Consider the following 24,938-nt stretch of genomic DNA (forward strand, 5'->3'; position numbering starts at 1 on the left):
AAAAAGGGCGACAACGTCGCCCTTACATCAATCTTCTAACGCCGCTTTCTGCGTCGTGACAATAGATTCGATTCCCCCTCGGGCTAACGCCAGCAAGGTAAGAAGCTCTTCGTGAGTAAACGGCTCGCCCTCTGCCGTGCCCTGCACTTCAATGATACGACCGTCTTCGGTCATCACCACATTCATGTCAGTTTCGGCTGCGGAGTCTTCAACGTATTCCAGATCGCAAAGCGCTTCGCCGTTTACGATACCTACAGAGACAGCTGCAACCATTCCCTTCATCGGGTTCTTTTTCAACTTACCGGCAGCAATCAGCTTGTTCAGCGCATCGGCCAGTGCAACGCATGCACCAGTAATGGATGCCGTGCGCGTACCGCCATCAGCCTGAATCACATCGCAGTCCAGGGTAATGGTGAATTCGCCCAGCACTTTCAGGTCGACAGCCGCACGAAGCGCGCGAGCGATCAAACGCTGGATTTCCATGGTACGACCGCCCTGCTTGCCTTTTGCCGCTTCGCGGGCGTTACGGGTATGCGTTGCGCGCGGCAACATACCGTATTCAGCCGTGATCCAGCCCTGGCCCTGGCCTTTCAGAAAGCGCGGTACGCCCTCTTCAATAGAGGCAGTGCACAGTACTTTAGTGTCGCCAAATGCAACAAGCACGGAACCTTCAGCGTGTTTTGTATAGTTACGGGTCAGGGTGACGGGACGCACCTGATTGGCGCTACGGCCTGATGGACGCATGATGATATCTCCGGCTTGAAACGAATGTGGCTGCGCATTATACGGATTAAAGTCGCTTATTCCTATCCTGTGAAAGCCACGAAAGCTATAATCCCCCATCTCTCCTCTAAAAACGGGAATGTCTATGATACGCAGTATGACCGCCTACGCCCGGCGTGAAATCAAAGGTAGCTGGGGTAGCGCTACCTGGGAAATGCGCTCGGTGAACCAGCGCTATCTGGAAACTTATTTCCGTATGCCAGAACAGTTTCGCAGCCTTGAGCCGGTCGTGCGTGAGCGCATTCGTGCTCGACTGACGCGCGGTAAGGTTGAATGTAACCTGCGTTTTGAACCCGATGCGAGCGCCCAGGGGGAGCTGATCCTCAATGAAAAACTGGCTAAACAGCTGGTAAATGCCGCGAACTGGGTCAAAATGCAGAGCGACGAAGGTGAAATCAACCCGGTTGATATCCTTCGTTGGCCTGGCGTTATGGCCGCTGGAGAGCAGGATTTGGACGCGATCACCACCGAAATCCTCGGTGCGCTGGACGGCGCTCTGGATGATTTTATTGAGGCGCGCGAGACTGAAGGTCAGGCATTAAAAGCGATGATTGAACAGCGTCTCGAAGGTGTGAGTGCAGAAGTCGTCAAAGTACGTGCTCATATGCCCGAAGTCCTGCAGTGGCAACGCGAACGCCTGATTGCCAAACTGGAAGATGCCGAAGTTCAGCTGGAAAACACCCGCCTTGAGCAAGAGTTAGTGCTGATGGCTCAGCGTGTTGACGTCGCGGAAGAGCTTGATCGACTCGAAGCTCATGTTAAAGAGACGTACAATATTCTGAAGAAGAAAGAAGCTGTTGGCCGTCGCCTAGACTTTATGATGCAGGAATTTAACCGCGAATCGAACACGCTGGCATCTAAATCCATCAACGCCGAAGTCACTACGTCAGCCATTGAATTAAAAGTGCTTATTGAGCAAATGCGCGAGCAGATTCAGAATATAGAGTAACCCCATTTCCTCCCGATCCTGAATAAAAAAAGCCATTATAAAATGGCTTTTTTTGTGTCTCACGCAGTAAGGATGACTCAAATACCTCTAAAACCTCTTCAGGTTAACCCTTGCCTACCATCCGTCTTGCTATGTGCGATGTGCGATGTGCGATGTGGGATGTGCGATGAAAAGGGTGATCGGAAACAAACATACAGTCATGAAAAAAACTAATGCCTGAAACCCCACAAACCTTTCCATAGGCACTGATAGCAGCAAAAATATATGAGTAAAAGTATCCCTTGAGCTGTCGGGCATAAAAAATCTAAATCGTGATGTGTTGTGCAAAACGTTACCCTAGCGCGCTCAATCTGGGGGAAGAGATGCTGCTACACATATTATATTTGGTCGGTATTACTGCTGAAGCCATGACAGGAGCGCTGGCTGCTGGACGCCGTCGCATGGATACTTTCGGCGTCATTATTATCGCCACAGCAACCGCCTTGGGCGGCGGCTCCGTTCGCGACATACTGCTAGGTCATTATCCGCTGGGCTGGGTCAAACATCCCGAGTACGTCGTGATCGTTGCGGTTGCCGCGGTGTTAACTACGATTGCCGCCCCGGTGATGCCCCATTTGCGACGTTTATTCCTCATTTTGGATGCCGTGGGATTAGTGGTCTTTTCTATTATCGGCGCGCAAATTGCCCTTGATATGGGGGAAGGACCGATCATTGCCTCAATCGCCGCCGTTGTGACGGGTGTTTTTGGCGGTGTTCTCCGTGATATGTTCTGTAAACGCATTCCACTCGTGTTTCAGAAAGAACTGTATGCCGGCATTTCTTTTGCTTCGGCGGTGTTGTACATCGCTTTGCAACATTATGTCTCAAGTCTCGATGTCGTTGTCATCGCGACGTTACTCTTCGGTTTTACCGCGCGGATGCTCGCGCTACGCTTAAAATTGGGGCTTCCCGTATTTCATTACACCCATGACTCACACTAGGTTTTCGACAGGTTCACTTTAAAACCCGTCAATACCTTGTTCACCGAGCCAGGTCGCAAGACGCGTGATCTGCGGATCGTGTACAAACTCTACCAACTTTCGTGCCTTTTCTGCGCCGATACCCGGGAGCTGGCTCCAACTGCCCGCATTTTTGTCTTGTAATTGGCGCCAGGAATGAACGCTCAATGCTTTGGCTGCGACTTGCGGTAAGGGTATGCCAAGCGCATTTATCCATCGCTTGAAAGGCTGATGGCGAGCAAACTCGAAACGATGCCATAGCTGTAAACGTCGTCCTGGATTCAAACCAGGTGTCTTTTCTATTTGTTCCTGCGTTAAAGCCAGCCAGGAAAAAATATGTTCAAAATGATAAGTCTGATGTAACAGTCGCCAGTTGGAATCACCCAACCCTTCCATATCGAGAACCGGCTTTGAGCTGAGCCATACCAGGCGGGCAAAAAATTGCTCCAGACATTCTGGTGAAGCATAAAAACAAGTGAGTGGGTGATAGTGCGATGCAGGCGGCACTGGCTTTTTTCGATCGCTTCCACGCCATACGACTTTATCCACTCGCGGGATACCCTGCCCGGCAAGACTCACCAGTACCTGATCACCCGGCGCAATATCCAGAGCCTGCCAACGGCTCACAGAACCGAGGTTAACGCGCTTCACACGTTTATCATCCAATTGTATCGATTCCAGTGTGGCCACAACAGAAATCTTACCCGTACGCCCAATCGCAAATTGAATAGCGTTAACTTCCGCTACCTGTGAAATAGGCGAGTACTTCCACGCGACGACCCAATCCCCTTCTCCCGGTAACCAATGCTCACCGATTGGCTCAACCGAGGATCGAACTATAATGCCGTCAGTCACAAAAGGAAGAGGTGACGTCAGCCATTCCTTTCTGTTTTTTTCAACCTCATCTGCCGTGCTCACTGCTCGCGTGTACCGTGCTGTCAGGTTAAAACCGGCTTTTGTGAGCTCAGAAAGACGTTGCGGCATAGACTGCGGACCATCAGGCCATGCCCAAATAAAGACACCGAGATTATCCAGATCCCTCTTGTCATTCAGGCGCATCATCATTCCCGCTGCTTTAGCTCTGGCATTCATCCCTCCCATCTGCTGCTGAATATGCCCTTCACGCAGTAAAAAAATTTCTCCTTGAAGAACGCTTTCCGAAAGCACGCCCTGCACGCTTAAAGGAATAGAGGGGATTGCTTGTACTCTTGCGGTCCAGTCTTCACCTTTCACTCCGTCGCCACGACTGATCGCCTGCGCCAACTTCCCTTTGCGATAAACCAATGTGACTGCCACACCATCGACTTTAGGTTGCACCCACAAATCGCGTCGTGAGTGCATCCACTGACGCAACTCTTCTTTATCAGCCACCTTGTGCACACCCGTATGTGCAAAAGGGTGTCGTAGTGTTCCGTTGGTGTGAGGAATATCCTCTTTCACATGCTCATGATTAAAGCACTGCTGCCACTGCTTTAGCCTGGTATTCAATTGATCATAAACCTCATCGCTCACGTCGCTTTTACCTTCTTGCCAGTAAGCATCATTCCAGCGAGCAATCTGAGCGTTTAACCCCGCAATTTGTTGTTCTGCTTTGGCATGCGACCACGCAGGGCATACCGCTATTCCATAGCTACTCCACACCATCATGACTACGCCAGCCCATTTCCACATCGTTAATCCTCCCTGGTTTGGGGAAGTTATAACGGTCCGATTTGGGTCTGACTACCCGCAAAAATGCCCTTTCCGAGGAGCTTTCCATGTAATATTTTTTTGGCTGCAAAGGGACAACAAAATTGGAAAACGCCACGCAAAAATCAACAATCCAGGGGAAAAAGTGTGACAAAGACTACGTCACACCGTGGCGACGTGTATAATAAGCCCGTATGTAGGACTTAATCGCTAACACATACGAAAGACTCTCATGGCTCAAGGCACGCTTTATATTGTTTCTGCTCCAAGTGGCGCGGGTAAATCCAGCCTGATTCAGGCACTGTTAAAAACCCAACCGTTGTACGATACGCAAGTGTCGGTATCTCACACCACGCGTCAGCCGCGGCCTGGTGAAGTGGACGGTGAACATTATTTCTTTGTCAGTCATGATGAATTTAGAACGATGATTAGCAGAGATGCGTTTCTTGAACACGCAGAAGTCTTCGGTAACTACTATGGTACCTCTCGAGAAACTATCGAGCAGGTTCTGGCAACTGGCGTTAATGTGTTCTTAGACATCGACTGGCAAGGCGCCCAGCAAATCCGTAGTAAGATGCCGCAGGCTCGCAGTATTTTTATACTACCGCCGTCGAAAGAAGAGTTGGACCGCCGTCTTCGCGGACGTGGTCAGGATAGCGAAGACGTTATTGCGAAACGTATGGCACAGGCCGTTGCGGAAATGAGCCATTACGCTGAATATGATTACCTGATTGTGAATGATGATTTTGATACCGCTCTTGGCGATCTTAAGACTATTATTCGCGCCGAACGACTGCGTATGAGCCGCCAGAAGCAGCGACATGACGCTTTAATCACCAAACTGTTGGCAGACTGAACCCACATTCAGTATCATGCCCAGTCATTTCTTCATCTGTGGAGCACTATAAGTATGGCACGCGTAACTGTTCAGGACGCTGTAGAGAAAATTGGTAACCGTTTTGACCTGGTACTGGTCGCCGCGCGTCGCGCTCGTCAGATGCAGTCCGGCGGCAAAGATCCACTGGTACCAGAAGAAAACGATAAAACCACCGTTATCGCATTGCGCGAAATCGAAGAAGGTCTGATCACCAATCAGATCCTCGACGTACGTGAGCGCCAGGAGCAGCAAGAGCAGGAAGCCGCAGAACTGCAGGCCGTAACCGCCATTGCTGAAGGCCGTCGTTAATTAAACCTGCGGGTCGCCCTTGTATCTGTTTGAAAGCCTGAATCAGCTGATTCAACACTACCTGCCAGAAGACCAAATCAAACGTCTTCAGCAGGCGTATCTCGTTGCACGTGACGCTCACGAGGGCCAAACACGTTCAAGCGGTGAACCCTATATCACGCACCCGGTAGCGGTGGCCTGTATTCTGGCCGAGATGAAACTCGACTACGAAACGCTAATGGCTGCGCTTCTGCATGACGTGATCGAAGATACCCCCGCCACCTACCAGGATATGGAACAGTTGTTTGGCAAAAGCGTTGCCGAACTGGTGGAAGGGGTCTCTAAGCTTGATAAGCTGAAATTCCGCGACAAGAAAGAGGCGCAAGCCGAAAACTTCCGCAAGATGATCATGGCGATGGTGCAGGATATCCGCGTCATCCTTATCAAACTGGCTGACCGTACCCACAATATGCGCACGCTGGGCTCATTGCGCCCGGATAAACGTCGCCGCATTGCCCGCGAAACGCTCGAAATCTATAGCCCACTGGCGCACCGTTTAGGTATCCATCACATTAAAACTGAGCTTGAAGAGCTGGGTTTTGAAGCGTTATACCCAAACCGCTATCGTGTGATTAAAGAAGTCGTTAAAGCCGCGCGTGGCAACCGTAAAGAGATGATTCAAAAGATCCTCTCTGAAATTGAGGGACGTTTACAGGAAGCGGGAATACCGTGCCGCGTCAGCGGCCGCGAAAAGCACCTGTACTCTATTTACTGCAAAATGGTGCTCAAAGAGCAGCGTTTTCACTCAATCATGGATATCTACGCGTTTCGCGTTATCGTCCATGACTCGGACACTTGCTACCGTGTTCTCGGTCAGATGCACAGCCTTTACAAACCGCGCCCAGGTCGTGTTAAAGATTACATCGCCATTCCAAAAGCGAACGGCTATCAATCTTTGCATACCTCCATGATTGGTCCACACGGCGTACCGGTTGAAGTGCAAATTCGCACCGAAGACATGGATCAAATGGCGGAAATGGGTGTTGCAGCGCACTGGGCTTATAAAGAGCACGGTGAGACCAGCACGACCGCGCAAATCCGCGCGCAGCGCTGGATGCAAAGTTTACTGGAGCTACAACAAAGCGCCGGCAGCTCGTTTGAATTTATTGAGAGCGTTAAATCCGATCTCTTCCCGGATGAGATTTACGTTTTCACACCAGAAGGGCGAATTGTCGAACTGCCCGCAGGCGCTACGCCGGTCGACTTCGCTTATGCCGTGCATACCGATATTGGTCATGCCTGCGTTGGCGCACGCGTAGACCGCCAGCCGTATCCGCTTTCACAACCGCTCACCAGCGGCCAGACGGTAGAAATCATTACCGCACCGGGTGCACGTCCAAACGCGGCGTGGTTGAATTTTGTCGTGAGCTCCAAGGCACGCGCCAAAATTCGTCAGTTGTTGAAAAACCTCAAGCGTGATGACTCCGTCAGCCTGGGTCGCCGTTTGCTCAACCATGCGTTGGGTGGCAGCCGTAAGCTTGCCGAGATCCCGCCGGAGAATATCCAACGTGAACTTGAGCGCATGAAGCTCGCTGCACTGGACGATCTGCTCGCAGAAATTGGTCTCGGTAATGCCATGAGTGTTGTCGTGGCGAAAAACCTGCAGCAAGGCGACGCCTCCTCTGTGCAGTCAACCACGCAGGGCCACGGTCATTTACCGATCAAAGGCGCAGACGGTGTACTGATTACCTTTGCGAAATGCTGTCGACCGATTCCTGGCGATCCAATCATTGCGCACGTGAGTCCGGGCAAAGGTCTGGTCATCCACCACGAATCCTGCCGTAACATCCGTGGCTATCAGAAAGAGCCTGAGAAGTTTATGGCCGTCGAGTGGGATAAAGAGACCGAGCAGGAGTTCATCACCGAAATTAAGGTGGATATGTTCAACCACCAGGGTGCGCTGGCTAACCTGACGGCAGCAATCAACACGGCTTCTTCCAACATTCAAAGCCTGAATACAGAAGAAAAAGATGGCCGCGTTTACAGCGCCTTTATTCGTCTGACAGCCCGTGACCGTGTGCATCTGGCAAACATCATGCGTAAAATTCGCGTCATGCCAGACGTCATTAAAGTCACCCGTAACCGTAACTAACCTGATGAATTCACAGCGTTATGCTCGTATCTGTGAGATGCTCGCCAGACGTCAGCCCGATCTGACGGTCTGTATGGAGCAGGTCCACAAACCTCATAACGTCTCTGCCATTGTGCGTACCGCTGATGCCGTGGGTGTACATGAAGTTCACGCGGTCTGGCCAGGCAATCGCCTACGTACCATGGCGTCCAGTGCAGCCGGCAGCAACAGTTGGGTGACGGTCAAAACGCATCCGACGATTTCAGAGGCTGTTGCGCAGTTGAAAGCGGCCGGAATGCAAATCCTGGCAACCCATCTTTCTGATAAAGCGGTTGATTTTCGCGAGATCGATTACACCCACCCGACCTGTATTTTAATGGGACAAGAGAAAACCGGGATCACCCAGGAAGCGCTGGATCTCGCCGATCGCGATATTATTATCCCGATGATCGGCATGGTGCAGTCCCTGAATGTGTCGGTTGCCTCCGCGTTAATTTTGTATGAGGCACAGCGCCAGCGTCAGAATGCAGGTATGTACGAACGTAAAAACAGCATGCTGCCAGAAGAAGAACAGCAGCGATTGCTGTTTGAAGGCGGATATCCGGTGCTCGCCCGCGTAGCAAAGCAAAAGCAATTGCCTTACCCCCATGTTAACGCGCAGGGCGAAATCGAAGCGGATGCCGAGTGGTGGTCCACAATGCAGTACGCAGGATAAATCATGAAGGGCCGCCTGCTGGATGCTATCCCGCTGAATTCACTCACTGGTGTTGGCGCGGCGCAAAGCAGCAAACTCGCTAAAATCGGTCTGCACACCGTGCAAGATCTCCTGCTTCACCTCCCCTTACGTTACGAAGACCGCACTCAGCTTTATGCCATCGGTGATCTCCTTCCCGGAATTTATGCCACGGTTGAAGGTGAAATCCTGAACTGTAACGTCACCTTTGGTGGCCGTCGAATGATGACCTGCCAAATCAGCGATGGCTCCGGCATCCTCACCATGCGTTTTTTCAATTTCAGTGCAGCCATGAAAAACGGTCTTGCTGCGGGGCGACGAGTGCTGGCCTATGGCGAAGCAAAACGGGGCAAATTCGGCGCTGAGATGATCCACCCGGAGTATCGCGTACAAGGCGACCTCAGTACCCCGGAATTACAAGAAACGCTAACGCCCGTTTATCCAACGACTGAAGGAATTAAACAGGCGACGCTGCGCAAACTTACCGATCAAGCACTTGAGCTGTTAGATACCTGCGCCATTACTGAACTGCTGCCACCTGAACTGGCGCAAGGAATGATGAGTCTGCCTGAAGCGATTCGTACCCTGCATCGCCCCCCGCCCTCTTTACAGCTTGCTGACCTGGAAAGTGGAAAACATCCCGCGCAACGGAGATTAATCCTCGAGGAATTACTGGCACATAACCTGAGCATGTTGGCACTTCGTGCAGGAGCACAGCGTTTCCACGCACTACCGCTCGCTGCCAGTGACGATCTTAAACATAAACTTCTGGCATCACTGCCATTCAAACCTACAAATGCGCAGGCGAGAGTCACGGCGGAGATAGAACGTGATGTAGCGTTAGATATTCCCATGATGCGTCTGGTGCAGGGCGATGTTGGTTCCGGTAAAACGCTGGTAGCGGCACTGGCAGCCTTACGTGCAATAGCGCATGGCAAGCAAGTCGCATTAATGGCACCAACGGAACTGCTGGCGGAACAACACGCCAATAACTTCCGAAACTGGTTCGCGCCGCTTGGGATTGAAGTAGGTTGGTTGGCGGGCAAACAAAAGGGTAAAGCGCGACTGGCACAGCAAGACGCCATCGCGAGCGGACAGGTGCAGATGATTGTCGGAACCCATGCCATTTTTCAGGAACAGGTGAAATTTAACAGTCTCGCCCTGGTCATTATCGATGAGCAGCACCGATTCGGGGTGCATCAGCGTCTGGCGCTGTGGGAAAAAGGGCTTCAGCAAGGGTTTCATCCGCATCAGTTAATAATGACGGCCACGCCTATTCCGCGCACCCTGGCAATGACAGCCTATGCCGATCTGGATACGTCAACCATTGATGAACTACCACCGGGCCGCACGCCGGTGACTACCGTCGCTATTCCTGACACCAGACGGAGCGAGATTGTCGATCGTGTGCGAAACGCCTGCATCCAGGAAGGTCGTCAGGCTTACTGGGTCTGCACGCTCATTGAAGAATCCGATTTACTGGAAGCTCAGGCTGCGGAAGCAACATGGGAAGAACTTAAGCTGGCTCTCCCTGAACTCAACGTCGGGTTAGTGCATGGCCGTATGAAATCATCGGAAAAACAACAGGTCATGCAGGATTTCAAACAAGGTGAGCTGCATTTACTGGTTGCCACTACGGTTATCGAAGTCGGTGTGGATGTACCGAATGCCAGTCTGATGATCATTGAAAATCCGGAACGTTTAGGGCTTGCTCAGCTTCATCAGCTGAGAGGCCGCGTAGGACGTGGTGCGGTGGCGTCACATTGTGTGCTGTTGTTCAAATCACCGCTGTCCAAAACGGCGCAGTTGCGATTGCAAGTACTGCGCGACAGCAATGACGGTTTTGTCATTGCGCAGAAAGATCTTGAGATCCGCGGGCCAGGCGAGTTATTAGGAACGCGTCAGACGGGGAATGCGGAATTTAAGGTCGCAGACCTGATACGGGATCAGGCAATGATCCCGGAAGTGCAAAGACTTGCACGCCACATCCATGAGCGTTACCCCGACCAAGCGGCAGCGTTGATTGAGCGCTGGATGCCCGAAACCGAACGCTACTCCAATGCTTGATTGATAATTCAGGCATATTATTGACTAACATATAATTCCCGCGCATTGATTTATAAATAAACAATACATTCTTAAATCAAATAATATCAATTTATCTAACCACCGAACGTTTTAAGTGTAAATTTAGAACTCTCTACGCTATCCATCCCCCTATCCTGGCATTATATTTATAAGAGTAATTACTGTTACTCATTTTTGGGGTTGGGCAATTCAATGGAGATGAAGAATGAATCTTAAAATCACATTACTTACTGCAATTTGTCTTTCGACTTGTGCCTCCGTCTATGCACAAGAAGCACCAAACGATGTTTCAGCAACTCTACAGGTGGCAGGAACAGTAAATGATACTGAATCAACTTGCGATCTCTCACTGAGTGCTTCAAGTATTACTATCAAAGATGTAAAAGTGAGTGAATTACCTGTTCAGGGAAGTGATGCAGAACCGTTAAAACTCGATTCTATTGGTATCCATCTGAACGGAGAAAAATGCAACAAAACAAACTTAAAATTTATTGCTTCTACCGATCCAACTGCTCACGATACGCTGCTAAATAGCTCTAATAATACTACATCAGCTAAAGGTGTTGGAATTGGCGTCTATGATGCACGTGGGTCCGCAATAGATCTTACCAAAACGATTTCTTCTGAATGGTGGATAGATTTCTCCAATGTTTATCCGATTTATTTCCGTACGGTCAAACTTGCGGGTGCAACGCCTTCCAGAGGCGATGTTCAGGCGTCATTAACAGTTCAGTTAGAAAATCTCTAATCTCTTCGTAAAACTAATTTTTAAGAACACCGAGTTTAAAATGAAACAAACACTTCTCGTATCACTGCTTGCAACTTTTTTATGGTCAACAGTATCTCATGCATCATTAACGCTTAATGTAGATCGCCTTGTCTATAAAGAAAGTGAAGGAGATGCCTCTCTTACGGTTCACAGTACCGAGGAGCGCGCTTATCTAATTCAATCATGGCTGGATGCGGGTGACAGTACGGTCAAAAAGGATTTACCTTTTGTTGTTACGCCTCCATTATTTCGCCTGGCTCCGCACAGTGATAACGTTATTCGTATTATGTATTTAGGTAATGGCCTTCCTAAAGATCGCGAAAGTCTTTACTGGTTAGATGTCAAAGGAGTGCCTGGTCTTAATGATGAGGAATCAAAGGCTGAAAGCCGTATGGTGCTAGCAATTAACAATCGGATTAAATTCTTCTTCCGCCCATCTGCAGTAAAAGGAGATCCAGGTGTAGCAATGAAAGATCTCCATTGGACGCATACGGGAAATACTATTACAGCTAAAAATGATTCACCGTTTTATCTTGTATTAAATAATATCGCTTGTGACAAAGAAAACATCCCAGTTTCTGTTGTTGATAACAATACTGTTATTCCACCATTTGGTAGCAAGTCTTTTAAGTTGAAACATGAACCTGCTGGCGGTTCTAACGTTGAATGGAATGCACTTAACGATTTCGGTATTGCATCTAATACCTTTACGCAGCGTTTTTAATTAACTAGATGGATGTATGCGCTGTTTTAAATTTACCTGGTTAATGCCTTTTGCCGTTTCAGCAGTGTGTTCTCACTCATCCTGGGCGGGTGAACATTTTGACCCTGGATTATTACAATCAGTTAATGGAAGTTCGGTAATTAATGACACCGCACTTCTCAGTCAGGGATTCCAGCCTCCGGGAACCTATTCTGTACATATTGATGTTAACGGTAAAAGCGTATTGGTAAGTAGTGTTCGGTTTGAGGCAAACAACGATAAACAACTGGTTGCTTGCCTCTCATTTGAGGTCTACAAAAAACTGGGGGTCGATATGAGTAAGCTCAAATCGGGAGCAGAGGATAATGCGCTGAAAGGAGGCTGTGTCTCTATTGAAGAGCAAATTCCAGGTGCAAAAACTAACTTCGATTTTTCAAAGCTAAAACTCGAGATCGCACTTCCTCAGACCGTATTGAGAGATGAGTCATTACAAGGCGTGCCTCAGGAAGAATGGGACGATGGGATCCCTGCATTACTGACTATGTATCAACTCTCAGGTCAGCAATACATTAAGCACGATGATACGACATCTGATTCGCTCTACGCCAACCTGACAAACGGCATCAATATTGGGCGTTGGCGTTACCGCAATAATTCTACCGTCAGTAAGGAAGAAGGCTGGAAAAACATTAGCAACTATGTTGAGACAGCGGTTCGCGCTTTGAAAGGTGAGCTCACGCTGGGTGACGCCAGCACGCCGGGAGATATTTTCGATGGCTTGCTCATCCGAGGTGTTCAACTAAGTTCAGATGATGATATGACGCCAGACCAGCTCACAGGGTTCGCTCCAATGATTCGCGGTATTGCGAAGAGCAACGCGCGGGTGACTGTCAGAGAAAATGGAAACATTATTTATCAACGCTCCGTTCCTGCGGGTCCCTTTGTCATTACCGATCTATCCTCTGTTTCAAACGGCGGCAAACTTGACGTAACCATCACAGAGGCTGATGGCTCAGAAACGCACAGTACTGTCGCATATTCCAATGTGCCGCAGCTGCTTCGCACAGGCCAGATGAAATACAGCCTGTCCGCGGGAAAATACCTGTCGGGCTCAAGCGGCGTTGAGAAGAAGCCGGAAGTGTTGCAATCAACCCTCTCTTTGGGGCTTCCGCTCAATACTACCCTCTATGGGGGCAGTCAATTTCATGAAAAATTCCTCGCGTTTAGCCTTGGGCTAGGGTTTGACTTGCACCGCGCCGGTGGCGTGGCCGTTGACATGACGACCAGTAAAGGCCGACATGACAATGTCGATCAAACTCGGGGAGAAATGGTACGGCTCACTTACCGCAATAGCATCCCCGAAACTGATACACAAATTCAGATGGATAGTCGCTTTTATGAACATGACTATCAATCGTTTAGCGACTGGGCAAATAGCAACGACGAGTATCAAGACACGCGCAAACGTCGTGAATATAACCTGACAATTAACCAGTCTTTAACTGAAGAACATAGTTTTTATGCGACGGTCAGCCGCTCTGAAAATACTGACAACACCATTTCACGGATGTGGCAGTTGGGTTGGAATGGCTCATTTAAAATCGCCAGCTTCTCTCTTGCTTACAGTATGACCCGTGAAGATAGCGCAGCAGAGTGGGATAAACAGCTCGCACTGACCGTTTCGGTTCCCTTTAGTGAGCTTTTCCCGAAATCGCAGCCGATGGTTAGCCTCACAACGATGTCCACACTGAAAAGCGATGTATCCAACCAGCTTGGAGTGACAGGAAAAGTCGGCGATCGTCAGGATCTGAATTGGAATACGCAACTCTCCTACGCTTCACAAAAGGACGAGGAAGACACGAAAAGTGGTTCAGCGGGATTAAGTTATCAGGGCCGTTACGGCGATCTGGATGTGACATGGAATGCTGATAAAAATCAGTCTATTAGCTGGAATGCGTCTGGCAATGTCATTGCACACCGACACGGCATCACTGCGGGACGATATTCGAACGGTAGCATGGCACTTGTCGCCATTCCCGGTGCAGCGGATGTCGCCCTTGAGGGTGGCCAAAATACGTTAACGGATTCTCGAGGATACGCCATTGTCCCGGATCTGCGTAGTTATCACCGAAACGCCTTAAATATCGATACAAGAGCCAGTAAGAACGTCGATTTCGCGAGTACATCTACGCAAGTCACACCGACCAAAGATGCCGTTGTGCTGGCAAACTTCAAAGCTATCATCGGCCGAAAAGCGGTGATGACGATCAAATATAAAGGTGAATACTTACCGTTTGGTACGCGAGCACGAATAGAGGGAAGCGACGACACGTATTATGTGGGCGATCAGGGGCAAGTCTATTTAAATGCCGTACCGGAAGAGGGTGTCATCAATTTCAAATGGGGCGATAAACAGACGTGCTCCACCCCATTCAAAATTGATGTGACTGATAATTCACTACCTATTACGTTACTCTTACTGGATTGTCATTAAATAAAATGAAAAAGTTTCTCTCCATAATATTACTTATTTTACTTCAGAGTATTACGCTGGAAGTCATCGCTGACACCTGTATGCCACAGACACCGGTCAGAGCAAAGAATTTAACAGTTCCATTAGTCGTACAGTTACCGATTCAGACCGCTACTGCGCCAACGGGTACAGTCCTCTTTAAAAAAGAGGCTTCTCTCGCGCAATTAACCGGATCCCACAGTCTGATCGCTAACGACTGTTTGAAGAAATTTAAAAAAATTCTGAGCGGAAGGATGACCACAACACAAAGTGGATCGGGTGTATTTACAACATCTACCGAAGGGCTTGGCCTCCGGGCAACGCTCGTTTTTGATAAGGCGAACCACCCACATAAAGAATGGGTTCTCCCGTTTAACGAGCCCGTTACCGACCTGGCGAGCGATGCCATTACAACTGATGATATAAAATTACGCCTCGAAGCAATCAAAACAGGAATGATTAAAGGCGGTACGGTGAGCGTCCAATTGCCTTCTTTGCTTTCTTTAAATGACAACTCATTGGTGGTTAACCTTGCGATGAAAATTCTGGCGGCGAAATCGCATTGCTCTATTCAAATGCTTACACCACAAATTGACTTGCCAGCAATCGATGCCGCCACTATCGAGAAACAACGCACGTCAAAAGCCTACCCAGCCAATGTTAATTTACTTTGCTTTAACACTCAAAAAGCAAGTATTAATATTGAAGGCAATAACAATGCTAATACGCCTTCTGTATTTAATAACCTGGCAACAGATAACGCCGCATCCGGCGTGGGCATTGAGATGCTCTATGAGAGCAGCACTTTAACGCCGGGTAGGTCAATAGATATTGCATTACCAAATCAAAGTAATTATGCGCTACCTATCAGCGTACGTTATGCACGATTAAATGAAAAAATTAAAGAAGGAAATATAAAGGCGCAAATTACGCTACGAATTAACTACCTCTAAAGAAATAAGGAAGCACAATCGTCTTACGATGATTGTTCTTCACCTATTTCAAATACATTACATAGAAGGATATTATTATGAATAAGTCTATTTTAGGACTGGCAATTTCTACTATTTTTATGGTTGGCGCAGCTCAGGCTACTGTGAATCCAAACGATGTTTCAGCAACGCTGAATGTTACAGGTTCCGTAACCCATAACGTAACTTGTTCCGTAAATCTCAGTACTCCTTCCGTCGTGCTCACCGCAGACTTAGATAAAATGCCAACTCAAGGGGACGGTAACGTTGACGGCGCAACCATTGTTGATCTGACCCTGAGCGGCGAAGGATGTAGCGATATGGCCAGCGATGGCAAGATTGCCTATTCCTTCACCGGCAATGCCGACTCTGCAGATGGCACCGCTCTAGCAAATACCTTATCAACAGGTGATGCTGCACAAGGTGTTGGCATTGCGCTCTACAATACCGCATCGGGTAATAATAGCTTGATTCGTATTAACCAAGACACTGTGATTGCAGCAGCAGCCCCCTCTAGCAATAAACTCGGCCTCACCCTGGTCAAACTGAAAGACCAGACTGCAAAAGCCGGTGCCGTTCAAGGTGCCGTCACCATTCAGATTGAACGTCTGTAATTGTCATTAATCCTCTCCCCGTTTAACAAAAGGATATTGAAATGAAAAAGACACTATTGGGTTTAACTTTTGCATCTCTGTTTATGGCAGGCGCTGTGCAGGCTGAAGACCATTCTGCAACCATTGATATCAGCGGTAATGTTACTGCCGATCAGATGGAATGTACCGTTTTCACGGATTCTTCAACCGTCAATCTGAGCGGCAAAATCGCCGATCTTCCTTCTCAGGGCGGTAACGCGACAAATGACGCCGCTCTTATCAACTATTCAGTGGGTTCAAATGATTCCGCACAATCCTGTTACGGGAAAGTAGCGTTACAGTTCCACGGTATTCCTGATCAAGCTGATGGCACTGTGCTTGAAAATAGCGATACCAGCGCGACTGCAGCTAAAGGTGTGGGTATCGGAATTTATGATTCCAACCTCAACCCATTATTCGTTAACGTCAAAACGTTAGAACCACAAGCAAACGGCCAAATTTATCTTCAGATGGTCAAGCTGAATGGGCAAACGCCTGTTGAAGGCAGCGTACATGGTTCGCTGACCATCGATATCGTGCGTCTGTAATCGCCTCAAAACATGCACCTAATTCGGTGCATGTTTTACCGATCAGCGCGTTTAGGAAAAGCATTAGAAAGAATGTGTTGTCATTAATGAACGACCACATTCATTTCTCTGCAGAAAGTAAGGATATTGAAAATGAATAAGACTTTATTAAGTTTGGCGTTTGCGTCGCTGTTTATGGTGGGTGCCGCGCAGGCCTCAGACCATTCTGCTGTAGTTGATATTAACGGCTCTCTTACCGGCGATCATTCAGAATGCACCGTGCAGACCGATCTTTCATCCGTCGATCTTAGCGGCGAAATTGTCGATCTTCCTCAACAGGGTGTCTTTATAAATGACATAGCAACAAAACTTAACTATACGGTAGAGTCAACAGGTGAATCCTGTTACGGCCGCGTCGCACTGCAATTTCACGGTGTAGCGGATCCCACCGGGACGGTATTGGCCAACACCGATACTGGTGAAACCGCAGCCAAAGGGGTGGGCATCGAGTTGTTTGACTCTGCACGCAACTTAAACACTCCGCTAAATATTAATAGCCAGATTATTCCGCATTTTCCAGACTCGCTTTATTTGCAATTAGTTAAGCTGGATGGACAAACGCCGGTTGTAGGAACCGTTAACGGCGCGCTGACCATCGACATTGTTCGCCTGTAAACATTCTCACTGCTAGAGAAAATAATTAATCAGCTGTTATTTCTGTTAATTAAATCCCTCTAAAATATAAAAGGATTTTTATATGAAAAAGACCTTAATGGCTTTGACATTTATGTCGTTTGCCATGGCTGGCACAGCGCAGGCAGAAGACCATTCTGCGACTGTCAACATACATGCCTCTCTGACAAACAATATCTCACAATGTCAATTTGACACGGCAGAAACGACAGTAAATTTAAAAGGTGACATCGGTGAATTTCCTAATGAAGGAGAAAATGCCAGGACGCCAACTAAAATCGCATACCATATATCCGACACTTGCGATATCAACACGTTTGCGTTGCAACTTCGTGGCCTTCAGGGGAGTAGCGGTGGAACTGTATTATACAATTCAGACGAAAGTGAACTGGGGGCAAAAGGTATTGGCGTCGGAATCTATGGCAGCGATTTATCACCAATGCAGGTTAACAGTGTCATTCCTATCCCGCAGACAATCTCAGGTCGTTATATTAATTTTGAACTGGCTAAATTTAAAGGCCAGCTTCTAAAACCCGGTTACATCAGCAGTGCCCTAACTATCGACATCGTTCACCTTTAATTATCTTTGTCACGTCGAAGAGTGTTTATTGATGTTCTATAGCCACTTCTTCATAGAGAGAGAATACAATGAAGAAATTAGTATTAGCATTAACCCTAAGCGGTATTTTTTTAACGGGTGCCACCAGCGCAATGGCTGACATATCTCATGGCCTGTCGATTATGGGTCGTCTGGAAACAGCCAAAAGCGGTTGCACGGTATTAATGAGCAAATATGTGGTGAGTCTTTCCCACGAAGACAAATCGTTGCCGGTTCAGGGCACAACCATTAACTCCGCTGTGTCTGATGATCAGGTTTACATTCAACTGGGTGGCGAACATTGTGATGCCAATGAAAATTATACCAAAATTGGCCTGAAGTTTATTGGTACGCCTGATAACGCCATGGGGAATTCCCTGGCCAATATCGACACTGGAAGCGATGCGGCCAAAGGTGTTGGCGTGCAACTGTCTGATATGGAAAATCAAATTCTCACTCCTAATGTAACGATTGGGCGTTTTTTTGTCTCTAGAAACGGCGACAAAGAGACAACCCATGTCGCCTCTTTCCCTCTGAATTTCGCCCTGGTTCAGTTAAAAGGTCAAACGTCAACACCAGGCAATATTCAGACAAACATGACGGTACAAATTGAGCGGCTGTAAGCCCGGTACATATAAGTTATTAAAGGGATGAAAAATGACTAAACGTTTATTAACAGGCTTCGCGATTTCAGCGCTCCTTGCAGCAATGCCGGCACTGGCGGTACAAACGGACAATACCAGCACCACGATTCAGATAAACGGTGTTGCCACATCCGACTATGAACTGGCTTGTGCGGTAGTTCCGAGCGAAAGCTCCGTTTCACTGCTGGAAATGCCAGATACGCTGATTAAGCAAGGCGCTGATGCAACCTCACCGGTACAGGTCCATTTGTATGTTTATGGCCCTGGCGACAAATGTGATTCACTGGTGGAGGCGGGTAAAATTGCCTTCCGTTTCTCCGGTAAAAACGACAATGCAGACGGCACTGTGCTGGCCAATAGCCTGACCGATGACACTGCGGCTAAAGGCGTTGGGGTTGGTATTTTTGATGCCAATAACAAGCTTGTGAACGTTGGCGGTGGCTCAGTGCCCGCTCAAAAAGACACCGTGATTGGCCTGCAGATGGTCCAGCTAAAGGGTCAGGAAGCGGTAGCAGGTAACATCAATAGTTTTGTGACTATCGACATCGAGCGCCTGTAACATCCAGGCCCATCTCAGGATGGGCCTTTTATTTGTGAACGTTCGCATTCCCAAACTCTCATCAATCCATATCCCCTCAGAGTTGAACAGCAATGTAGCCGAACATATCAACGCACACGCCATGGTATTTATTTCACTCGCAAACGTTTGCTTTTACCAACCGGTCAGATAAAATGCCCGCTTTTCCACCGTGGGATTGCCGCCGATGTCCGCTAACGCCATTGAGTCTCAGGATGCGCAACCGATTGCGCCTATTCAGCATAACAGTGAATTAATCTACCGCCTCGAAGACCGTCCGCCATTGGCGCAGACCCTCTTCGCCGCCTGCCAGCATCTGCTGGCGATGTTTGTCGCGGTGATCACCCCCGCTCTGCTGATTTGTCAGGCGCTGGGTTTACCGGCACAGGACACGCAACACATCATCAGCATGTCTCTTTTTGCCTCTGGCGTGGCATCAATTATCCAGATAAAAGCCTGGGGCCCGGTGGGTTCCGGCCTGCTCTCCATTCAGGGCACCAGCTTTAACTTTGTTGCACCGTTAATCATGGGTGGCACGGCCCTCAAGACCGGTGGTGCAGATGTACCCACCATGATGGCGGCGCTTTTCGGCACGCTGATGCTGGCAAGCTGTACAGAGATGGTGATCTCGCGCGTACTGCATCTGGCGCGTCGTGTTATCACGCCGCTGGTTTCTGGCGTGGTCGTCATGATTATCGGGCTGTCATTAATTCAGGTGGGCCTGACGTCCATCGGTGGCGGTTACGCAGCCATGAGCGACAATACCTTCGGCGCCCCTAAGAATTTGCTTTTAGCGGGCGTCGTGCTGGCCATCATTATTCTGCTCAACCGTCAGCGTAACCCGTATCTACGCGTGGCTTCCCTGGTGATCGCCATGGCCGCCGGGTATCTGATGGCGTGGACGCTGGGCATGTTGCCGGAAAACACCGCCCCCACCAGCAGCCCGATGATTATGGTGCCAACGCCGCTGTACTACGGTTTGGGCATCGACTGGAACCTGCTGCTTCCGCTGATGCTGGTCTTTATGATCACGTCTCTGGAAACCATCGGTGATATCACCGCAACGTCAGACGTTTCAGAACAGCCGGTTTCTGGCCCGATCTATATGAAGCGCCTGAAAGGCGGCGTACTGGCGAACGGCCTGAATTCATTCGTCTCTGCGGTGTTCAATACCTTCCCGAACTCCTGCTTCGGCCAGAACAACGGTGTGATCCAGCTAACCGGCGTGGCCAGCCGCTATGTGGGCTTTGTTGTTGCGCTGATGCTGATCGTGCTCGGCCTGTTCCCGGCGGTGAGTGGCTTTGTGCAGCACATTCCGGAACCGGTTCTGGGTGGTGCAACGCTGGTGATGTTCGGTACCATCGCGGCATCGGGCGTGCGCATCGTGTCGCGCGAGCCGCTGAACCGCCGCGCAATCATGATTATCGCGCTGTCCCTGGCCGTCGGCCTGGGCGTGTCTCAGCAGCCGCTGATTTTGCAGTTCGCACCAGACTGGGTGAAAAACCTGCTCTCCTCCGGCATCGCTGCGGGCGGTATCACAGCCATTGTATTGAACCTCGTTTTCCCGCCTGAAAAGAACTGATCGACAACACGGCAGGCAGGAATCGCCTGCCGTGAAATCTAAATACACCATTCCTGCCTTGAGGATTGCGCATAAATCGTGCATAACTCCTCTATGTGCGTTTGACGGGATGGAAGACCATGAAATTTATTGGAAAGCTGCTCATCTGGATCCTGATTGCGGTACTGATCGTAATTCTGGCTCTCTATATTCTGGTACAAACCCGCTGGGGCGCGGCTCAGGTGAGCAGTTGGGTCACGGTGAATACCGATTACGAGCTTAATTTCGACCTGATGGATCACCGCTTTTCATCGCCGTCACATATCCTTCTCGAAAACGTCACCTTTGGTCGTGATGGCAAACCCGCGACATTGGTCGCAAAAACAGTCGATATAGGCTTGAGCAGCCGTCAAATCACCGATCCGTTGCACATGGACACCATCACGTTACGCGATGGCACCCTAAATCTCTCGCCACAAACCGCGCCGCTCCCCTTCCAGGCCGACCGTCTGCAATTGAATAATATGGCGTTTAACAGCCCCAATACCGAATGGGATCTGAGCGCGCAAAAAGTCACCGGTGGCGTCAGCCCGTGGCAGCCAGAAGCGGGGAACGTGCTGGGTAAAAAAGCGCATATTCAGATGAGCGCCGGATCGCTCACGCTCAACGGCGTTCCCGCCAGCAACGTGCTCATTCAGGGCGAACTCAACGGTAAAGAAGTGGTCCTGAGCACCATCGGCGCGGATATGGCACGCGGATCGCTCACCGGTACCGCACGGCGCAACGCCGATGGCGGTTGGGTCATCGACACTCTGCGGCTCAACGATATTCGCCTGCAAAGCGACAAATCGCTTCTGGATCTCTTTGCACCGATCACCACGCTGCCGTCGTTACAGGTGGGTCGTCTCGACATCACCGATGCGCGTCTGCAAGGCCCGGACTGGGCGGTCACCGATCTCGATTTAAGTCTGCGTAATCTGACGCTGAGCAAAGGCGACTGGCAGACGCAGGAAGGACGTTTATCGATGAACGCCAGCGAATTCATTTACGGTTCGCTGCATCTTTTCGACCCGATTCTGAATGCGGAATTCGCCCCGCAGGGGATCGCGTTGCGTCAGTTCACTTCCCGCTGGGAAGGCGGCATGGTCCGCACGTCTGGCAACTGGCTGCGGAACGGTAAAGCGTTGGTGCTGGACGATGTCGCCGTTGCCGGGCTGGAATACACCCTGCCACAGAACTGGAAAACGTTGTGGATGGATCCGCTCCCGGAATGGCTCAACGCAGTGACCCTGAAAAAATTCGGCCTGAGCCGAAATCTGGTGATTGATATCGACCCCGCGTTCCCATGGCAAATCACCTCGCTCGACGGCTACGGTGCAAATTTACGTCTGGCGAAAGATCGCCAGTGGGGCGTGTGGGGCGGCAACGCCACGTTGAATGGTGCAGCGGCGACGTTTAACCGCGTGGATGTGCGTCGCCCGTCGCTGGCACTCGCAGCCGACGCCTCAGCGGTGAACATTACGGAGTTGAGTGCATTCACCGAGAAAGGGATTCTGGAAGCGACAGCGGCGGTCTCACAGTTGCCGCAACGCCAGACCACTGTCAGCCTGAACGGGCGCGGCGTCCCGTTTAAGATTTTGCAACAGTGGGGCTGGCCTGAGTTACCGATTACGGGTGACGGCAACGTGCAACTCACCGCCAGCGGCAGCATCCAGGCGAAAGCGCCGCTAAAACCCACGGTGAACGGTAAGCTGAGTGCGGTGAATATGGATAAACAGAAAGTGGAACAGACGATGACGCGGGGCCAGGTGAGCACGACGTCGCAGCCGACTGTTACACCCTCACCCTAACCCTCTCCCTAAGGGAGAGGGTTAGGGTAATGAGAAAACGCAGCACTACAGCGTAACGATCACCTCATTTCCCTGGGCGCTCACCACCACGCCCCACTCGCTTCCAGCCTGAGAACCGCCCGTCACGCCGCTGATCCGCTGCACGTTACGCAGACAAATCGACCAGTTCAGCGCCTTGCCTGTAGCGCTAAACGTCACTTTGTCACCAATACGAGATGCCACCAGCGTAAACACTACCGAGCCGTCCGCCGCAGGTACTTCGCTTCTCGCCGTACACCCGTCCGCCAGACTAAACAGCTGGAATTGTGTCCCGTCGCTCCACGCATAATCAGGTTTCTGGCGATTATTGCCGAGCGCCAGCAAGGTATTTTCGCGCACATAGACAGGCAGGCTGTGGAAGTCGTGCTGCTGCGTATGCCAGCGGCTGCCCTGCACTTCGTCGTTATGCCACAGATGTGTCCAGCGGCCTTCCGGCAGATAAAACTGTACATCGCCCGCTGAAGTAAAGACCGGCGCAACCGCGATGGAATCACCCAGCATGTACTGGCGATCGAGATAATCGCACGCCGGATCGTCCGGGAATTCCAGCATCATCGCGCGCAGCATCGGCGTACCACACTCGCGGGCCAGCGCCGCCTGGCGGTACAGGTACGGCATCATCCGGCATTTCAGCTGCGTGAAATGGCGCACCACATCACACGACTCGTCATCGTACGCCCACGGCACACGATAGGATTTACTTCCGTGCAGGCGGCTGTGACTCGACAACAGCCCGAACGCACACCAGCGCTTATAGACATCCGCCGGTGCCGTGTTTTCAAACCCGCCAATATCATGACTCCAGAAGCCAAAGCCCGACAGGCCGATAGACAGCCCACCGCGCAGGCTTTCCGCCATCGATTCATAGTTGGCATAGCAGTCGCCGCCCCAGTGCACCGGGAATTTCTGCGCACCGACGGATGCGGAACGCGCAAACAGCACCGCCTCTTCTTCGCCTATGGTCTCTTTCAGCACGTTCCACACCAGCTCGTTATAGATATAGGCGTAATGGTTGTGCATCTTCTGCGGATCGGAACCGTCATGCCACAGCACATCGGTCGGGATACGCTCACCAAAGTCCGTCTTGAAGCAATCGACACCGATATCCACCAGGCCTTTCAGCTTGTCGGCGTACCATTTGCAGGCGTCTGGATTTGTAAAATCGTAAATTGCCAGCCCCGGCTGCCACTTATCCCACTGCCACACCGAGCCATCCGGGCGCTTCAGCAAATAGCCCTTATCTTTCAGTTCCTGGAACACCGGAGATTTCTGGCCGATATACGGGTTAATCCACACGCAGACTTTCAGCCCTTTGTCCTTGAGACGGCGAATCATCCCTTCGGGATCGGGGAACGTCACCGGGTCCCACTCAAAATCGCACCACTGGAACGCCTTCATCCAGAAGCAGTCGAAATGGAACACGTGCAGCGGCAGGTCGCGCTCGGCCATACCGTCGATAAAGCTGTTCACCGTCGTTTCGTCATAATTCGTCGTAAACGACGTGGTGAGCCACAGGCCAAACGACCAGGCCGGCGGCAACGCGGGACGGCCAGTAAACTGCGTATAGCGATCCAGCACCGCTTTCGGCGTCGGCCCGTCGATCACGAAATATTCCAGATATTCGCCTTCAACGCTGAACTGCACTTTTGAGACTTTTTCGGAACCCACTTCAAACGACACGTTCTCCGAATGATTCACCAGCACGCCGTAGCCGCGATTGGTGAGATAGAACGGGATATTTTTATACGACTGTTCAGTGCTGGTGCCGCCGTCGCGGTTCCAGGTTTCGACGGTCTGGCCGTTACGCACCAGCGCCGTGAAACGCTCTCCCAAGCCGTACACTGCTTCACCGACGCCCAAATCCAGACGCTCAAACACATAATTACGGTCGGTGTTGCCGTCATGCACGTAGCCGTTATTTTTGAGCTGACTGCCGGTGATCCGCTGCCCGTCACGCAGGAAATCCAGCGCCCAGGATTCGCCTTTGGTCACCCGCGCGCTGATGCTTCCGCTTTTCAGCTCGGCAAATTCTGCGTTGTTCTCGATCTGCACGTTTACGTCTTTCAGAACATTGAGCGGATAATGCGGGCCGTTATCCAGCGCGCCCTGGAAATGCTCGATACGCACGCCGACGATCCCTTCCTGCGGAGCAAACAGGCGCACCGTAAACATCAAGGTATCGAGCTGCCAGGTGCGCTCACGCACGTCACGCGGCGCCACGTACACCACCAGGTCGTTGCCCTGCTGCTCCACGTCAAACACCTGTACTGGATACGTCACGTTCAGACCCGGCTGAATGAGCCAGTTTCCATCACTGATTTTCATC

The 24,938-nt window shown here is 50.4% G+C and carries 22 protein-coding genes; 19 read left to right on the forward strand and 3 right to left on the reverse strand.

Annotated features, from left to right (window positions below; translation table 11 throughout):
- Positions 1 to 27 precede the first annotated feature (27 nt).
- Positions 28 to 744 carry a ribonuclease PH gene (gene rph, locus AC0LWE_RS18870; RefSeq protein ID WP_059180491.1) on the reverse strand — a complete coding sequence of 239 codons (717 nt, stop codon included), beginning with the start codon at positions 742 to 744 and terminating at the stop codon, positions 28 to 30.
- Between the two features lie 124 nt (positions 745 to 868).
- Here rph and AC0LWE_RS18875 point away from each other — a divergent pair, with 124 nt between their 5' ends.
- Both AC0LWE_RS18875 and AC0LWE_RS18880 read left to right on the forward strand, forming a co-directional pair.
- A complete protein-coding gene (locus AC0LWE_RS18875) occupies positions 869 to 1,732 on the forward strand; it encodes a YicC/YloC family endoribonuclease (protein ID WP_059180492.1) in 864 nt (287 codons plus the stop codon).
- Between the two features lie 362 nt (positions 1,733 to 2,094).
- Entirely contained in the window at positions 2,095 to 2,712 is a 618-nt protein-coding gene (locus AC0LWE_RS18880) for a trimeric intracellular cation channel family protein (RefSeq protein WP_059180493.1), read from the forward strand.
- Between the two features lie 18 nt (positions 2,713 to 2,730).
- Here the strand turns inward: AC0LWE_RS18880 and ligB are convergent, their stop codons facing one another.
- Entirely contained in the window at positions 2,731 to 4,401 is a 1,671-nt protein-coding gene (gene ligB, locus AC0LWE_RS18885) for an NAD-dependent DNA ligase LigB (protein ID WP_219347199.1), read from the reverse strand.
- Between the two features lie 250 nt (positions 4,402 to 4,651).
- Here ligB and gmk point away from each other — a divergent pair, with 250 nt between their 5' ends.
- The 17 genes from gmk (at position 4,652) to AC0LWE_RS18970 (ending at position 22,573) form a co-directional block, all read left to right on the forward strand.
- Positions 4,652 to 5,275, forward strand: a complete 624-nt coding sequence (gene gmk, locus AC0LWE_RS18890; protein ID WP_202694519.1) for a guanylate kinase — start codon at positions 4,652 to 4,654, stop codon at positions 5,273 to 5,275.
- A 54-nt stretch (positions 5,276 to 5,329) separates the two neighbouring features.
- Complete coding sequence (rpoZ, locus tag AC0LWE_RS18895) at positions 5,330 to 5,605, forward strand: DNA-directed RNA polymerase subunit omega (protein ID WP_011915358.1); 276 nt, start codon at positions 5,330 to 5,332, stop codon at positions 5,603 to 5,605.
- A gap of 19 nt (positions 5,606 to 5,624) precedes the next feature.
- Entirely contained in the window at positions 5,625 to 7,736 is a 2,112-nt protein-coding gene (gene spoT, locus AC0LWE_RS18900) for a bifunctional GTP diphosphokinase/guanosine-3',5'-bis pyrophosphate 3'-pyrophosphohydrolase (protein WP_011915357.1), read from the forward strand.
- Positions 7,737 to 7,740: 4 nt separating this feature from the next.
- A complete protein-coding gene (trmH, locus tag AC0LWE_RS18905) occupies positions 7,741 to 8,430 on the forward strand; it encodes a tRNA (guanosine(18)-2'-O)-methyltransferase TrmH (protein ID WP_202668290.1) in 690 nt (229 codons plus the stop codon).
- A gap of 3 nt (positions 8,431 to 8,433) precedes the next feature.
- On the forward strand, positions 8,434 to 10,515 hold the full coding sequence (gene recG / locus AC0LWE_RS18910; RefSeq protein WP_219347200.1) for an ATP-dependent DNA helicase RecG: 2,082 nt from the start codon (positions 8,434 to 8,436) through the stop codon (positions 10,513 to 10,515).
- 226 nt (positions 10,516 to 10,741) lie between these two features.
- A complete protein-coding gene (locus tag AC0LWE_RS18915; protein WP_202694516.1) occupies positions 10,742 to 11,284 on the forward strand; it encodes a fimbrial protein in 543 nt (180 codons plus the stop codon).
- A gap of 40 nt (positions 11,285 to 11,324) precedes the next feature.
- Positions 11,325 to 12,029, forward strand: coding sequence for a fimbrial biogenesis chaperone (locus tag AC0LWE_RS18920; RefSeq protein ID WP_202694515.1), 705 nt, complete (start codon positions 11,325 to 11,327; stop codon positions 12,027 to 12,029).
- A 16-nt stretch (positions 12,030 to 12,045) separates the two neighbouring features.
- Entirely contained in the window at positions 12,046 to 14,502 is a 2,457-nt protein-coding gene (locus AC0LWE_RS18925) for a fimbria/pilus outer membrane usher protein (RefSeq protein ID WP_219347201.1), read from the forward strand.
- 5 nt (positions 14,503 to 14,507) lie between these two features.
- Entirely contained in the window at positions 14,508 to 15,473 is a 966-nt protein-coding gene (locus AC0LWE_RS18930) for a fimbrial protein (protein WP_216980668.1), read from the forward strand.
- Positions 15,474 to 15,550: 77 nt separating this feature from the next.
- Complete coding sequence (locus tag AC0LWE_RS18935) at positions 15,551 to 16,105, forward strand: fimbrial protein (protein ID WP_202668286.1); 555 nt, start codon at positions 15,551 to 15,553, stop codon at positions 16,103 to 16,105.
- A 41-nt stretch (positions 16,106 to 16,146) separates the two neighbouring features.
- Entirely contained in the window at positions 16,147 to 16,671 is a 525-nt protein-coding gene (locus AC0LWE_RS18940; RefSeq protein WP_202668285.1) for a fimbrial protein, read from the forward strand.
- Positions 16,672 to 16,803: 132 nt separating this feature from the next.
- Positions 16,804 to 17,325, forward strand: a complete 522-nt coding sequence (locus AC0LWE_RS18945) for a fimbrial protein (protein WP_202668284.1) — start codon at positions 16,804 to 16,806, stop codon at positions 17,323 to 17,325.
- Between the two features lie 82 nt (positions 17,326 to 17,407).
- Positions 17,408 to 17,923: a fimbrial protein gene (locus tag AC0LWE_RS18950; protein WP_202668283.1), complete on the forward strand. Its 516-nt coding sequence runs from the start codon at positions 17,408 to 17,410 to the stop codon at positions 17,921 to 17,923.
- A 68-nt stretch (positions 17,924 to 17,991) separates the two neighbouring features.
- A complete protein-coding gene (locus AC0LWE_RS18955) occupies positions 17,992 to 18,564 on the forward strand; it encodes a fimbrial protein (protein ID WP_202668282.1) in 573 nt (190 codons plus the stop codon).
- Between the two features lie 34 nt (positions 18,565 to 18,598).
- Positions 18,599 to 19,144, forward strand: coding sequence for a fimbrial protein (locus AC0LWE_RS18960; RefSeq protein WP_202668281.1), 546 nt, complete (start codon positions 18,599 to 18,601; stop codon positions 19,142 to 19,144).
- 205 nt (positions 19,145 to 19,349) lie between these two features.
- Positions 19,350 to 20,744 carry a nucleobase:cation symporter-2 family protein gene (locus tag AC0LWE_RS18965; RefSeq protein ID WP_202694512.1) on the forward strand — a complete coding sequence of 465 codons (1,395 nt, stop codon included), beginning with the start codon at positions 19,350 to 19,352 and terminating at the stop codon, positions 20,742 to 20,744.
- Positions 20,745 to 20,863: 119 nt separating this feature from the next.
- A complete protein-coding gene (locus AC0LWE_RS18970) occupies positions 20,864 to 22,573 on the forward strand; it encodes an AsmA family protein (RefSeq protein WP_219347202.1) in 1,710 nt (569 codons plus the stop codon).
- A 45-nt stretch (positions 22,574 to 22,618) separates the two neighbouring features.
- Here the strand turns inward: AC0LWE_RS18970 and yicI are convergent, their stop codons facing one another.
- Positions 22,619 to 24,937 carry an alpha-xylosidase gene (yicI, locus tag AC0LWE_RS18975; RefSeq protein WP_219347203.1) on the reverse strand — a complete coding sequence of 773 codons (2,319 nt, stop codon included), beginning with the start codon at positions 24,935 to 24,937 and terminating at the stop codon, positions 22,619 to 22,621.
- Position 24,938: the final 1 nt, after the last annotated feature.

It is taken from the genome of Lelliottia sp. RD5, assembly GCF_056032945.1.

Excerpts from the sequence above, each read along its gene's own strand:
- rph (WP_059180491.1), bottom strand. The coding sequence starts at position 744 with ATGCGTCCATCAGGCCGTAGCGCCAATCAGGTGCGTCCCGTCACCCTG.
- AC0LWE_RS18875 (WP_059180492.1), top strand. The coding sequence starts at position 869 with ATGATACGCAGTATGACCGCCTACGCCCGGCGTGAAATCAAAGGTAGC.
- AC0LWE_RS18880 (WP_059180493.1), top strand. The coding sequence starts at position 2,095 with ATGCTGCTACACATATTATATTTGGTCGGTATTACTGCTGAAGCCATG.
- ligB (WP_219347199.1), bottom strand. The coding sequence starts at position 4,401 with ATGTGGAAATGGGCTGGCGTAGTCATGATGGTGTGGAGTAGCTATGGA.
- gmk (WP_202694519.1), top strand. The coding sequence starts at position 4,652 with ATGGCTCAAGGCACGCTTTATATTGTTTCTGCTCCAAGTGGCGCGGGT.
- rpoZ (WP_011915358.1), top strand. The coding sequence starts at position 5,330 with ATGGCACGCGTAACTGTTCAGGACGCTGTAGAGAAAATTGGTAACCGT.
- trmH (WP_202668290.1), top strand. The coding sequence starts at position 7,741 with ATGAATTCACAGCGTTATGCTCGTATCTGTGAGATGCTCGCCAGACGT.
- recG (WP_219347200.1), top strand. The coding sequence starts at position 8,434 with ATGAAGGGCCGCCTGCTGGATGCTATCCCGCTGAATTCACTCACTGGT.
- AC0LWE_RS18915 (WP_202694516.1), top strand. The coding sequence starts at position 10,742 with ATGAATCTTAAAATCACATTACTTACTGCAATTTGTCTTTCGACTTGT.
- AC0LWE_RS18920 (WP_202694515.1), top strand. The coding sequence starts at position 11,325 with ATGAAACAAACACTTCTCGTATCACTGCTTGCAACTTTTTTATGGTCA.
- AC0LWE_RS18925 (WP_219347201.1), top strand. The coding sequence starts at position 12,046 with ATGCGCTGTTTTAAATTTACCTGGTTAATGCCTTTTGCCGTTTCAGCA.
- AC0LWE_RS18930 (WP_216980668.1), top strand. The coding sequence starts at position 14,508 with ATGAAAAAGTTTCTCTCCATAATATTACTTATTTTACTTCAGAGTATT.
- AC0LWE_RS18935 (WP_202668286.1), top strand. The coding sequence starts at position 15,551 with ATGAATAAGTCTATTTTAGGACTGGCAATTTCTACTATTTTTATGGTT.
- AC0LWE_RS18940 (WP_202668285.1), top strand. The coding sequence starts at position 16,147 with ATGAAAAAGACACTATTGGGTTTAACTTTTGCATCTCTGTTTATGGCA.
- AC0LWE_RS18945 (WP_202668284.1), top strand. The coding sequence starts at position 16,804 with ATGAATAAGACTTTATTAAGTTTGGCGTTTGCGTCGCTGTTTATGGTG.
- AC0LWE_RS18950 (WP_202668283.1), top strand. The coding sequence starts at position 17,408 with ATGAAAAAGACCTTAATGGCTTTGACATTTATGTCGTTTGCCATGGCT.
- AC0LWE_RS18955 (WP_202668282.1), top strand. The coding sequence starts at position 17,992 with ATGAAGAAATTAGTATTAGCATTAACCCTAAGCGGTATTTTTTTAACG.
- AC0LWE_RS18960 (WP_202668281.1), top strand. The coding sequence starts at position 18,599 with ATGACTAAACGTTTATTAACAGGCTTCGCGATTTCAGCGCTCCTTGCA.
- AC0LWE_RS18965 (WP_202694512.1), top strand. The coding sequence starts at position 19,350 with ATGTCCGCTAACGCCATTGAGTCTCAGGATGCGCAACCGATTGCGCCT.
- AC0LWE_RS18970 (WP_219347202.1), top strand. The coding sequence starts at position 20,864 with ATGAAATTTATTGGAAAGCTGCTCATCTGGATCCTGATTGCGGTACTG.
- yicI (WP_219347203.1), bottom strand. The coding sequence starts at position 24,937 with ATGAAAATCAGTGATGGAAACTGGCTCATTCAGCCGGGTCTGAACGTG.